12 protein-coding genes are annotated in these 12,650 nt (G+C 72.1%); 3 read left to right on the forward strand and 9 right to left on the reverse strand.

Annotation, left to right across the window (positions count from 1 at the left end):
• Window positions 1-42 precede the first annotated feature (42 nt).
• The 3 genes from ACY34J_RS14210 to ACY34J_RS14220 form a co-directional block, all read right to left on the reverse strand.
• Window positions 43-186, reverse strand: coding sequence for a hypothetical protein (locus tag ACY34J_RS14210; protein WP_462726835.1), 144 nt, complete (start codon window positions 184-186; stop codon window positions 43-45).
• Window positions 187-371: 185 nt separating this feature from the next.
• Complete coding sequence (locus tag ACY34J_RS14215; protein WP_462726834.1) at window positions 372-1,406, reverse strand: NUDIX hydrolase; 1,035 nt, start codon at window positions 1,404-1,406, stop codon at window positions 372-374.
• Between the two features lie 435 nt (window positions 1,407-1,841).
• Window positions 1,842-2,792 carry an ROK family protein gene (locus ACY34J_RS14220; protein WP_462726833.1) on the reverse strand — a complete coding sequence of 317 codons (951 nt, stop codon included), beginning with the start codon at window positions 2,790-2,792 and terminating at the stop codon, window positions 1,842-1,844.
• Window positions 2,793-2,923: 131 nt separating this feature from the next.
• Between ACY34J_RS14220 and ACY34J_RS14225 the strand changes: the two genes are divergently transcribed.
• On the forward strand, window positions 2,924-3,976 hold the full coding sequence (locus ACY34J_RS14225; RefSeq protein WP_462726832.1) for a LacI family DNA-binding transcriptional regulator: 1,053 nt from the start codon (window positions 2,924-2,926) through the stop codon (window positions 3,974-3,976).
• Window positions 3,977-4,001: 25 nt separating this feature from the next.
• Here ACY34J_RS14225 and ACY34J_RS14230 read toward each other — a convergent pair whose 3' ends face one another.
• The 6 genes from ACY34J_RS14230 to ACY34J_RS14255 all read right to left on the reverse strand — a co-directional run bounded on the left by ACY34J_RS14230 (window position 4,002) and on the right by ACY34J_RS14255 (window position 11,018).
• Window positions 4,002-5,924, reverse strand: coding sequence for a serine/threonine-protein kinase (locus ACY34J_RS14230; protein ID WP_462726831.1), 1,923 nt, complete (start codon window positions 5,922-5,924; stop codon window positions 4,002-4,004).
• A gap of 95 nt (window positions 5,925-6,019) precedes the next feature.
• The gene (locus ACY34J_RS14235) at window positions 6,020-7,300 is read right to left on the reverse strand and encodes a DUF6986 family protein (RefSeq protein ID WP_462726830.1); all 1,281 of its coding nucleotides are present in this window, start codon (window positions 7,298-7,300) and stop codon (window positions 6,020-6,022) included.
• A gap of 272 nt (window positions 7,301-7,572) precedes the next feature.
• Complete coding sequence (locus ACY34J_RS14240) at window positions 7,573-8,535, reverse strand: electron transfer flavoprotein subunit alpha/FixB family protein (RefSeq protein WP_462726829.1); 963 nt, start codon at window positions 8,533-8,535, stop codon at window positions 7,573-7,575.
• Between the two features lie 219 nt (window positions 8,536-8,754).
• Window positions 8,755-9,540 carry an electron transfer flavoprotein subunit beta/FixA family protein gene (locus tag ACY34J_RS14245; protein ID WP_462726828.1) on the reverse strand — a complete coding sequence of 262 codons (786 nt, stop codon included), beginning with the start codon at window positions 9,538-9,540 and terminating at the stop codon, window positions 8,755-8,757.
• Between the two features lie 331 nt (window positions 9,541-9,871).
• A complete protein-coding gene (locus ACY34J_RS14250) occupies window positions 9,872-10,378 on the reverse strand; it encodes a flavin reductase family protein (protein WP_462726827.1) in 507 nt (168 codons plus the stop codon).
• A gap of 226 nt (window positions 10,379-10,604) precedes the next feature.
• On the reverse strand, window positions 10,605-11,018 hold the full coding sequence (locus ACY34J_RS14255) for a thioredoxin family protein (protein ID WP_462726826.1): 414 nt from the start codon (window positions 11,016-11,018) through the stop codon (window positions 10,605-10,607).
• Window positions 11,019-11,093: 75 nt separating this feature from the next.
• Here ACY34J_RS14255 and ACY34J_RS14260 point away from each other — a divergent pair, with 75 nt between their 5' ends.
• Window positions 11,094-11,534: a DUF4395 domain-containing protein gene (locus tag ACY34J_RS14260; RefSeq protein ID WP_462726825.1), complete on the forward strand. Its 441-nt coding sequence runs from the start codon at window positions 11,094-11,096 to the stop codon at window positions 11,532-11,534.
• A 137-nt stretch (window positions 11,535-11,671) separates the two neighbouring features.
• Window positions 11,672-12,406, forward strand: coding sequence for a lysophospholipid acyltransferase family protein (locus ACY34J_RS14265; protein WP_462726824.1), 735 nt, complete (start codon window positions 11,672-11,674; stop codon window positions 12,404-12,406).
• Window positions 12,407-12,650: the final 244 nt, after the last annotated feature.

Below are 12,650 nucleotides of genomic sequence, written 5' to 3' on the forward strand. Positions count from 1 at the left end.
GTAAGCCGCGCGTGGTGTGCGTTCGTCGAGGGCCTGGCGGGGTCACAGAGTGTTGTAGGTGTGGCGGAACATGTCGACTTCGACGGCGAGGGCGTTGCCGCCGCCGATGGTGGCGCGGTAGAGACGTTCGTACTTCAGCGTGCCGAAGAACCGCTCGACTACGCCGATGCTCTGTGGGCTCCTCACCCGTGTGCGGACGTGACGGAACAGCGGGTCGTCGCCGGCGAACGCGTCAGCGAAGGCTCGGCGTGTTCAACGTCGACCGGGCTCAGGCCCTGGAGACGTTCCGGCTGGCCGCGCTCGACGCGCAGACGGCCTGTTTCGGGCACGGGGACCTGCTGGTTGGCGACGCCGCCGGTCGGCTGCGAGTGTCAGCCGGCCGGCACGCCGGCCTCGAGGTTGAGGACGGTGGACCGCTCGCGGGCGCGCAGCGCCCAGCGCAGCCGGTGGAAGCGCTCGGCCGGCAGCAACTGCTCGGCCTCCTGCTCTGTGACGAAGCGGTGGCCGCGCAGCTCGGAGCCGGGCAGCAACAGCCGCTCGGCGCGGTCGTCGTCGAGGCGGCCACCGTCGAACAGGAGCCGCAGACCGCCGAAGGCGGGCGGCGCCGGCGGCTCCCAGTCGACGACCAAGAGCCGTGGTACGCGGTCGAGTTCGATGCCGAGCTCCTCGGCGACCTCGCGTATGCCGGCGCGGGCGGGCGCCTCGCCGGATTCGACGACACCGCCGGGAAACTCCCAGCCGGGCTTGTAGGTGGGGTCGACGAGCAGCACCCGGTCCTGCGCGTCGAACAGGAGCACCCCGGCCGCCAGGGTCTCGGCAGTGGGCTCGGGCGTCTGCACGATGTCGCACGCCCCGGCACCGGTGCGTACGGCTTCGGCGACCTGCTCGGCCGTCTGCCGGGGGGTGAGGCCGGAGGTGTCGACGACGTGCGCGTCGGCGGTGAGCCAGGGCAGTGCGGCCTGGTACGGGGCGAGGCCGGCGAGGCACCGGTCCCGTACGGAAGCGCTGGCCTCGGCGTCGCCCGGGATCTCCTCCCGGGCGGCGATCCGCTGCCGAAGGATCGTTTCATCGGTGTGCAGCAGGATGTGCCGAACCGGAATACGGCGGCCCGCGAAGCCGCCGAATATCTCGTCGCGGTACTCCTGCCGCAGCAGGGTCATCGGCGCGACCAGGCATCCGCCAACTTCTCCGAGCAGAGCCGCCCCGGTCTCCACGACGAGCCGCCGCCAGGACGGCAGGTCCTGGTAGTCCGTGACCTCCTCCAGGCGCTTGCGGGGCAGCATCATCCGCAGGCCGTTGCCGACGAGCTGTGGGTCGTAAAACGTGCTGCCGGGGATCAGGTCCACCAGTTCGCGCGCGGTGGTGGTCTTGCCCGTGCCGAACGCACCGTTCAGCCAGACGATCACGATTCCCCCTCGGTGGGTGGTAACCCTCAGTGGACTGCCCGCAACACCATGGCCACGGATTCGCTCTCTGGCAAGGTGCCCTCGCCATTGCCTGCGCCGAGGCGCAGACCGGGAACAAGTGCCGCTGGAAAAGCCGAAAGAGCCAGGCCCGTGGCAAGGGCGCCGGTCACCGAGCCGACGGCGAGCACGGTCCGACTCGACCCAACACAACCGAACGCGACTGCCGGGAACACTCACTGCCTGGAGTGGCGCATCCCGGGGCTTGACGCGTCATCACACCATCGCTACGACGGCTATTCCAACAGAGCCGAACACGCTCTATCGTCAGCGCTGTCTCCGTCCTCACCGGGGGCCGAACCCGCACCGCGGCCTTCCCCGCGGCCTCCCCGCCGACGGCAGGTGCGGGGCGCGATCTGACACGGGCTTGATGCGACGTCAGGCCCGGGTCAGACCCGGGTCGGGTACGACGAAGGCGGCGGCCGCCGCGCCGACCAGGCCCGCGTCGGTGCCCGTCTGGGCCGGGACGACCTCCAGATCCTGGACGAAGGAGAGCGTGGCGTAGTCCCGCAGTGCGCGCCGCAGCGGCGCGAACAGCACCTCGCCCGCCGTGGACACTCCCCCGCCCACCACCGCGATCTCGATCTCCACCAGCGTGGCCGCCGCAGCGATACCGGCGGCGAGGGCCTGTGCGGCCCGCTCGAAGGACACCCGGGCGATCGGATCGCCGGCCTGGGCCGCGCGTGCGACGGCGGCCGCGGTGGTGTCGCCATCCGGGCCGGGGCGCCAGCCCTGCTCCAGGGCCCGCCGGGCGATGTTGGGCCCGCTCGCGATCCGCTCGACGCAGCCTCGCGCACCGCACGGGCACGGGTCGCCGTCCAGGTCCACGCTGATGTGCCCGATGTGCCCGGCGTTGCCGGTCGGGCCCGGGTAGGGCCGCCCGCCGAGCACCAGCCCGCCGCCGACTCCCGTCGAAACCACCAGGCACAGGGCGTTGGACCGGCCGCGGGCCGCGCCCTGCCAGTGCTCGGCGGCGGTCATCGCCACCCCGTCCCCGACCAGTGTCACCGGCCGTCCGCCGACGGCTGACCGGACGTGCTCCACCAGCGGGAAGTCGCGCCACCCGGGCACATTGACAGGGCTGACCGTGCCGGTGGAGGCGTCGACCGGACCCGCGCTGCCGATGCCGACGGCGGTCGCGTACGGCCACCGGGCGTCGGCCGCGAGTTCATCGAGGACCGCGGTGACCGCGGCCATGACGGTCGCACCGTCCCCCTGGGCCGGAGTGGGCCGCTGGGCCCGTACGAGCAGTCGGCCGCCACCGTCGACCAGCGCCCCGGCGATCTTGGTGCCACCGATGTCGAGGGCGGCGACGAAGTCGTTGTGCATCGGGGGCGTCTCTCCTGGTGGGCGTGGTCGAGGGGCGGTGTGGGGGCTTCAGTCTCCCTGGATGTGACAACGTTGTCCAGGGCCTATGCTCGTAGCCGTCTCGCCCGCCCGCCGAACAGGAATCGAGCACTGTGGCCGACACCGCCCCCAGCCACGCCGCGCGCCGCCGCTACGGCACCCGGCCGACCATGAAGGACGTCGCCGCCCGTGCCGGCGTCGGCCTGAAGACGGTCTCCAGGGTGGTGAACGGCGAGCCGGGCGTCACGCCGGACACCACGCGCCGCGTCCAGGAAGCGATCGACTCCCTCGGTTTCCGCCGCAACGACAGCGCCCGCGTTCTGCGCAAGGGCCGTACGGCGAGCATCGGGCTGGTTCTCGAAGACCTCGCGGACCCCTTCTACGGACCCATGAGCCGCGCCGTGGAGGAGACCGCCCGCGCGCACGGCGCCCTGCTGATCCACGGCTCCAGCGCCGAAGACCCGGAGCGCGAACGGGAGTTGGTCCTGGCCTTCTGCGCCCGCCGGGTGGACGGCCTGGTGGTGGTCCCGGCCAGCGACGACCACCGCTACCTGGAGCCCGAGATAGCCGCCGGGGTGGCCACGGTGTTCGTGGACCGCCCCCCGGGCCGGATCGACGCGGATGTGGTGCTGACGGACAGCTTCTCCGGCGCCCGGGACGGCGTCGCGCATCTCATAGCCCACGGCCACCGCCGCATCGGCTTCATCGGCGACCAGCCGCGTATCCACACCGCGTCCGAGCGGCTGCGCGGCTACCGCGCCGCCATGGCGGACGCCGGACTTCCGGTCGCCGAGGACTGGGTGTCGCTCGGGCCCACCGACCCGGAGCGTGTGCGGTCCGCGACGTTGGCCATGCTGGACGCTCCGGAGCCGGTGACCGCAGTGTTCTCCGGGAACAACCGGGTGACGGTGACCGTCGTACGCGTTCTCGCCGGGCGGCCGCGACCGGTCGCCCTGGTCGGCTTCGACGACTTCGAGCTGGCCGACCTTCTCTCCCCCGCCGTCACCGTCGTCGCCCAGGACGCCGCGCAGTTGGGGCGTACGGCCGCGGAACGGCTCTTCCGGCGACTGGACGGCGCGGCGGTCGAGCCGGCCCGGGTGGAACTGCCGACCCGCCTGATCGTCCGGGGTTCGGGCGAGCTGCCCCCGCCCTCGGATCTGGCCTGACGGGTCATCACCCCGGCCTGACGGATCAGCAGATCGGCAGGCCCGGGACCGGCGCGTCGTTGTCCCCGCCCTTGATGTACACGTCGCTGACGAACACATTGGTGTTCCCGCTGTCGTCATCGGTCTTGGCCCACCAGACATTTGTCCACTGACCGTAGGTCTCCCGGCGGCCCTTGGTCTGGCAGAAGAAGTAGTTGGTGCCCGCATTGAGCGTGCCGACCTTGTTGCCGGCCGCGTCGTAGGAGTCCGCGGTGCGCCAGACCTCGCAGTTGTACTTCCCGCCGCCGATGGCGTGGCAGACCGGCTCAGGGGTCGGCTCCTGGCCGCCTCCGCCGTCGCCGCCGTTGGAGCCGCCGATGGCACCGCCGGTCGTCGTCGTGGAACCGCCTCCGTCATGCCCTCCCGAGCCCGATCCGGAACCGGAACCGGAACCGGAGCCGGAGCCGTCGGCACGGGACGACCCGCCCGTGTCGCCGCCGCCGGTGGACGTGCCGTCTCCGCCGCCGCCCGACTTGCTGTCCTGCGGCGCCGTCGCCTTGTCCGACGGCTTCCTACGCTCCACCTTCGCGCCGACCGCCTTGCCGCCCTCCGGCGCACCGGACGGGGACGCCGACGTCGCTCTCGCGACGACCTGCTCGGACGCACCGGAACCGGAGCCGCTCGTCAGGACGGCGGTTACGCCGGCACCGGCCAGGACGACCACGGCGACCGCCGCGGCCAGGACCACCCGTCCGCGCCTGCGGCCACCGGCGGAGTCGGAGGAACTGCCGCTCGTCACCAGTGGCGCATCGGCGGCGGTCGGCCCTGCGGGTACAGGCTCCGTAACGGGCACCGGCCGTACCGGCACCGACTCGGTCGGCAGCGCATACCCGGGCGTTGGCAACGGCAAGGCCGCTCCGAGGGCGGTGCCGCTCGGCCCGTCCGGTCGCGGTGCGCCTGCCGGCGCGCCCGTGCCGAGCTTCGCCGTCGGTACGTCGCCGACGCTCGCGGACGCGGCCGTGGCCGCCGTCCCGGAGGCCCCCGCCCCCGCCGTCCCGTCGTACGGCAGACCCGCCGCCACCGCCTCCAGCAAGGCCCGGGCGCGCTGCGCGTCCGGTCGCGCCGCCGGGTCCTTGTGCATCAACTCCCGCAGCACCGGCGTCAACGGCCCCGCCCGCCGGGGCTCCGGCAGCGGCTCGGTGACGATCGCGGTCAGCGTGGACCACGTCGACGTACGCCGGAACGGCGAGCCACCCTCCACCGCCGCGTACAGCGTCGCCCCGAGCGACCAGATGTCGGACGCGGGCCCCGGCTCCTGCCCCTGGGCCCGCTCGGGCGCCAGGTAGTCCAGCGAGCCGACGAGCGAGCCGGTGCTGGTGAGCCGGGCCGAATCTCCGTCGCCCGGGTCGTCCATGGCCGCGATACCGAAGTCGGTGAGCAGCACCCGGCCTGCCCCGAGGGACTCCCCCGCCCCGGCTGCCTGGAGATCGAGCATGATATTGCCCGGCTTGACGTCGCGGTGCAGTACCCCGGCGCGATGGGCCGCGTCCAGGGCATCCAGCACCTTCGCGCCGATCGCCGCGGCCTCGCGTGGCTCCAGCACCTCGCGCTCCCGCAGCACATCGTCGAGCGACGGCCCGTCGACGAGCTCCATCACGATGACGGGGCGGCCGTTGTCGTCGGCGACGTCGTGTACCGCGACAACTCCGGGGTGCCGAATCCGGGCCGCGGCCCGCGCCTCACGCTGCATCCGCCGCCGCAGACCGGTGAGTTCACCGGCGGAGGCGTCGCTGAAGGTGCGCAGTTCCTTGACGGCGACCTCGCGGCCCAGCACCTCGTCAACCGCTTGGCATACGACGCCCATGCCGCCGCGGCCCAACTGCCGCACCACGCGGTACCGGCCGGCGAGCAGCCGGCCCGTACTGCCCTGCTCGCCGGTCTCATTCTGCTCGTTCTCCCCCGAAGCCACGGCCACCCCGCTCGTTGCGAACTCCTGCGTGTGGCCGACAGCCTAGTGCCGTGTCAGCGGCACTAGAGGGCGGGCGCGGCTGCGCCGAACGAGCGTCAGCCCTTGGCCGGGCGGCCCGCCAGTCCGTCGAGGTCGGCCCGGGTCAGGCCGGTGAGGGAGGTGACCTCGCCGTTGTCCACGGCGCCGCAGTCGAGGCCGCGCAGCAGATATCCGCTCAGAGCCTTTGCGGTGGCGGGCTCGTCCATCACATCGCCGCCCGCACGGTTCACGTACGCGGCCAGGCGGGCCGCTGCCTGCTCCAGCCCCTCGCGGTAGAAGGCGTAGACGGCGGCGTAGCGGGTGGGGAGGTGGCCCGGGTGCATGTCCCAGCCCTGGTAGTAGGCGCGGGCCAGCGAGCGGCGCACCAGGCCGTAGTGCAGCTTCCAGGCGTCGTGGACCTGGGCGGTCGGGCCGACGGGCAGCACGTTGGTCGAGCCGTCGGAGAGCCGGACCGCGGTGCCGGCGGCCGCGACCTGCATGACCGCCTTGGCGTGGTCGGCGACGGGGTGGTCCATGGACTGGTAGGCGGCGCTGACGCCGCAGGAGGCGCTGTAGTCGAAGGTGCCGTAGTGCAGACCGGTGGCGCGGCCCTCCGCCGCGTCGATCATGGCGGCGACCGTGGCCCGCCCGTCAGGGCCGAGAATCGCCTGGGTGGTCTCGATCTGGATCTCGAAGCCGATCCGGCCGGGCTCCAGGCCGCGGGCCTTCTCGAACGCGTCGCACAGCCGGGTCATGGCGGCGACCTGCTGGGCGTAGGTGACCTTGGGCAGGGTGAGGACGAGCCCGTCGGGCAGCCCGCCGGCCTCCATCAGCCCGGTGAGGAAGATGTCCAGGGTGCGGATGCCGCGGTCGCGGACAGCGGCCTCCATGCACTTCATACGGATGCCCAGGTACGGGGGCGCGGTGCCGGCGGCGAAGGCGTCGGCGACCAGCCGCGCGGCCCGAGCCGCGGCGGCGTCCTCCTCGGCGTCGGGACGGGGGCCGTAGCCGTCCTCGAAGTCGATCCGCAGGTCTTCGATGGGCTCGCGCTCGAGCTTGGCGCGCACCCGCTCGTAGACCGGCTCGGCGAGCTCGTCACTCAGGCCGAGGACGGCGGCGAGGGAGGCGGCGTCGGGGGCGTGTTCGTCAAGGGCGGCGAGGGCCTGGTCGCCCCAGGAGCGCACGGTGCCGGCGGCGATCACGTCGCCGGGGACGTAGACGGTGTGCACGGGCTGCCGGGTGCCGGGGTCACCGGGGTAGCGCCGGGCGAGCTCGGAGTCCACCTCGGCCAGCGAGGCTCCGATGTCCTCGCGCACCGCGTCCGCGAGGCTCGTTGCCACCGTCTCATGCTGGCCCATCCGACACCCTCCTGCTTTCCGCTTGCCGGAATCAACAATCCGTAGAGCGAAGCTATCCGCGCCCTGCCTTGCAGGTCAACACCCACTGCGTACGCACGAGGCGACCACCAAGTCGACGACGGCCACCTCACACAGACCCCTCGGGCCCGCACCCGCACCAGCCACTTCGCGCGACTTCGCCCCGCCGAACAACTCGGCGGGGCGAAGTGAACAGGACCCCGGATGAACCAACAGCATCCGCAGGGCGCGTACGGGGCCTTCGAGGCAAAGGTTCAGCCCTTGCGGGACTTGACCTCTTCGGTCAGCTGCGGGACGACCTCGAACAGGTCGCCGACCACGCCGTAGTCGACCAGGTCGAAGATCGGGGCCTCCGCGTCCTTGTTGATGGCCACGATGGTCTTCGAGGTCTGCATACCGGCACGGTGCTGGATCGCGCCGGAGATGCCCGCCGCGACGTACAGCTGCGGCGAGACGGACTTGCCCGTCTGGCCGACCTGGTTGGAGTGCGGGTACCAGCCGGCGTCCACGGCGGCGCGGGAGGCACCGACCGCGGCACCCAGCTCGTCGGCCAAGGTCTCGATGATGTGGAAGTGCTCGGCACCGCCCACGCCACGGCCGCCGGAGACCACGATCGCGGCCTCGGTCAGCTCCGGGCGGCCGGTCGACTCACGCGGGGTGCGGGAGACGATCTTGGTGCCCTTGGCCAGGTCACCGAAGGTCACGGACAGCTGCTCGACGGTGCCGGCGGCCGGGGCGGCCTCCGGGGCGGCCGAGTTGGGCTTGACGGTGATGACCGGGGTGCCCTTGGTGACACGGGACTTGGTGGTGAAGGCGGCGGCGAACACCGACTGGGTGGCCACCGGGCCCTCGTCGCCGGCCTCCAGGTCGACCGCGTCGGTGATGATGCCGGAACCGATACGGACCGCCAGGCGGGCGGCGATCTCCTTGCCCTCGGCGGAGGACGGGACGAGCACGGCGGCCGGCGACACCTGCTCGTACGCGGCCTGCAGCGCGTCCACCTTCGGTACGACGAGGTACTCGCCGAACTCCGGCGCGTCGGCGGTGAGGACCTTCACCGCGCCGTACTCGGCCAGGGTCGCGGCGGCGGTGTCGGCGCCGGCACCCAGGTGCACGGCGACCGGCTCACCGATGCGGCGGGCGAGCGTGAGCAGTTCAAGAGTGGGCTTGCGGACGGCGCCGTCCACGTGGTCGACGTAGACGAGAACTTCAGCCATTACTACTCCTGGGCGGGATATCCGGACTTCGGCCGGAGGAAGGCGATTTGATCTAGGCTCCAGCCCGCGCCGCTCGGCGCCGGGCAGGGCTTGTCCGTCGTGAGACCGTCTTGACGGCCAAGCGAGAAGCCCTTCGGGGCGGAGTCACGGGATTGCTCTCCTGCGTGCAATCCGTGGGGGCACGGGTCATGTTGCAACCGGCCCGCGCCGCCGCTTCCGCTAGATGAACTTCTGGCCCGCGAGGAACTCCGCGAGCTGCTTGCCGCCCTCGCCCTCGTCCTTGACGATCGTGCCGGCGGTACGGGCCGGGCGCTCGGCGGCGGAGTCGACCTTGGACCAGGCGCCCTCGAGGCCGACCTCGTCCGCCTCGATGTCCAGGTCGGACAGGTCCAGGGACTCCACCGGCTTCTTCTTGGCCGCCATGATGCCCTTGAACGACGGGTAGCGGGCCTCACCGGACTGGTCGGTCACCGACACCACGGCCGGCAGCTGCGCCTCGAGCTGCTCGCTCGCCGCGTCGCCGTCGCGGCGGCCCTTGACCACACCGTCCTCGACAGAGACCTCGGACAGCAGGGTGACCTGCGGAACGCCGAGGCGCTCGGCCAGGATCGCGGGCAGGACGCCCATAGTGCCGTCGGTGGAGGCCATACCGCAGACCACCAGGTCGTAGCCGATGTGCTCGATGGCCTTGGCCAGGACCAGCGAGGTGCCCAGCGCGTCGGTGCCGTGCAGATCGTCGTCCTCAACGTGGACGGCCTTGTCGGCGCCCATGGACAGCGCCTTGCGCAGCGCGTCCTTGGCGTCCTCCGGCCCGACGGTGACCACGGTGATCTCCGCGTCGTCCGCCTCGTCCGCGATCTGGAGGGCCTGCTCGACGGCGTACTCGTCGAGCTCGGACAGCAGGCCGTCGACGTCATCACGGTCGACGGTCAGGTCCTCGGCGAAGTGCCGGTCGCCGGTGGCGTCAGGCACGTACTTCACACAGACAACGATCCTCAAGCTCACGCCGGCTCTCCTACTGCATTGTGATTTCCGTGCTGCCTTGTGCTGGCAGCATAGGCCGCTTTCGGGGCGGATCCCGGTCGGAGCGGCCCGCGCTCCGCCCAAGAATATTACTCGTCAGTACAGTCGTCGCTTTCCCGGTTATCAAGGCCGGTGAACTGTGACTTTGCCCATGGTTGGGCCGGGTGCGCCCCCTATCGGGGGCTCGGCTCGCCTCCGGGCTCCCCCTGAGGGGCACTCGCTAACGCTGGGGGTACCCCCACCCGGGCCGTCAGGCCCAGAGGGACTACCCGCTGGGGGATTTCGACACCGGCGCCCTTCGGCTCGCTCACCGTCATTCGCGAAGCGCTTTGTAGCGGCCCTGGTGATACAGCAGCGGCCGGCCGGCGCCGTCGGGATCCCCGGACACGACCTCGGCGATGACGACCCGGTGATCGCCGGCCGGAACCCGGGCCACCACCCGGCACACCAGCCAGGCGAGCACGCCGCCGAGCACGGGCACCCCGTACGGCCCGGGCTCCCAGCGGGTGGGCGGGGCGAACCGGTCGGCGCCGCCGCGCGCGAAGGTCATGGCCAGCTCCCGCTGGTGCTCGCCGAGGATGTGGACGCCGACGTGCTCCGCCTCCGCGATGACCTGCCAGCTGGAGGAACCGACACCGACGCCGAAGGAGATCAGCGGGGGTTCGGCGGCCACGGAGGTGAGAGAGGTCGCGGTGAAGCCGACCGGGCGCGCCCCCTGCGCCGTGATCACTGCGACACCGGCCGCGTGCCGGCGGAAGGTGGCGCGCAGGAGGCCGGAGGTGGCGAGCTGGGGTGTGCGGAGACTGGGCGTTGCCGTCATGGAGTTGTCCTTCTGGAAGGGGCGAGCGAGCCGGATCCGATGCATGAGGGCGTAGAGCATCAGGGGCTCGGACAGCGCGCGCTCGCGCTCCGGGGGTGGTCTGTATGGACTCGCCCGCAGAGAAGGGTTCCTGGCCGCATTACGTCAGACTGACGACGCGCGGTTCACAGCGTCAAGGCTGATCCGGCAGATGCGATCGGGATCACCACAGGCCGTGGTCGGCCCCTCACACGGCTTCCCCGAGCGCGGCGATGACATCCGCCTTGCGCGGCCGGCCCGACGCACGGCGCACAATGCGCCCGTCCTTGTCGAGGACCAGCACGGTGGGGGTGCGCAGGATCTGCAGGGACCGTACGAGATCCAGGTGCGCCTCGGCGTCGATCTCCACATGGGCGACGCCGTCGACCATCCCGGCGACGTCCGCGAGGGTCCGCCGGGTCGCCCGGCAGGGCTGGCAGAAGGCGGTGGAGAACTGCACCAGCGTCGCCCGCTCCCCCAGCTCCGCGCCCAGCTCAGCCGCGCCCAGGCGCTTCTCACCGTCGCGACCGCGCACCTTCATCCTCCCGGCCCGTCGCGTGTGCAGCACACCGAAGGCGCTCGCCGCCGCGAGCACCGCCAGGCAGACCACCAGTCCCGTCATGTCGGGGTGCAGCGTTCACACGACCGCAGGAATTCCCGGGTCACGTGGCCGAATCACTGCGGCATGCTGGGCGGCATGCAGATCGACGTACGAGGACCGAGGTTCGGAGCCGCCGTGACCACGGCCGTGCTCGCCGCCGTCGTCATCTCCCCCAGCCTTCGGCCGGGAGGTGCCCCCATCAGCGTCTGGCTGCTGGCCTGGCAGGCGGTGTGTTTCGCGGTGGGCGCGGCAGCCGGGGTGCAGCGCTCGCCGTACGGCTGGCTGTTCCGGGTGGTGGTGCGCCCGCGGCTGGGGCCGCCGACGGAGTTCGAGGACCCGCGGCCGCCGCGGTTCGCCCAGGCGGTCGGGCTGTTCTTCGCGGCTGTCGGCCTGCTCGGGTACGCCGTGGGGCCGCAGTGGCTGGGCACGGCCGCCGCCGGCTGCGCACTCGCGGCGGCATTCCTCAACGCGGCCTTCGGCTACTGCCTCGGGTGCGAGATGTACCTGCTGCTACGCCGTGTCCGCGGGGTGACGTGACGAGGATCTCCCGGCGAACGGCCGCCAGGACTGGCCCTGGCGGCCGTTGTTCAGGCACGATCGCCGGAGCCGAAAACCTACGGCCGCGTAAGTTCCGCCGGGAGAGCCCTCCCCGGGTACAGAAGGGGTCCTCCGCGATGGCAGAGCTCGTCTACAAGCCGGTGATCGGCTTCGCCCACGCCATGTTCAAGGCGCTCGACCTGCGCTTCGACATCCAGGGGACCGAGCACGTACCGGCGCGTGGCGGGGCGGTCCTGGTCAGCAATCACATCGGCTATCTGGACTTCGTGTTCTGCGGGCTCGCCGCCCGGCCCGCCAAGCGGCTGGTGCGGTTCATGGCGAAGGAATCGGTCTTCCGGCACAAGGTGTCCGGGCCGCTGATGCGGGCGATGAAGCACATCCCGGTGGACCGCTCACGGGGCGAGCACGCCTACGAGCACGCGCTCAACGCGCTGCGCTCGGGCGAGGTCGTCGGGGTGTTCCCGGAGGCGACGATCTCCCCGTCCTTCACGCTGAAGAACTTCAAGTCGGGTGCCGCGCGGCTGGCGCAGGAGGCGGGCGTGCCGCTGCTGCCGATGGCGCTGTGGGGCACCCAGCGGCTGTGGACCAAGGGGCGGCCGCGCAACCTGGGCCGCGACCACATCCCGATCACGATGCGGGTGGGCGAGCCGATGCCGGCGGACCCGGCCGAGTCGGCGGTGAGCCTCACCGATCGGGTACGCGGCCGGGTCCAGGAACTGCTGGAGGCGGCGCAGCGCGCGTACCCCGTACGCCCCAAGGGCCCGGACGACACCTGGTGGATCCCGGCGCACCTCGGCGGCACCGCCCCGGCCCCCGCCCAGGCGGGCACCACGCACCGCGACCGAGGCTGAGCAGCACTTATCGCCGCGGCGCTGAGGGGTGGTGCCAACATCGCGGGCCGCACGGCATTCTGTGCCCTTCAGCGCCGTATTCATCACCAGGTCTCTCTGGGCTGCCGCTGCCGGCCGTCGCCCGTGTGCGCGGTGGCTTCCGGTCCGGCCGTTCCCATCGAAAGGCGGGCGCACAAGGTGCGCGCGCTGCTCGATGTTCCCGGCATGCCGAATTCCGCTCTGTGAGAGGCGTTCTGCCGTGCTC

Source organism: Streptomyces sp. HSS9-12 (assembly GCF_054963655.1).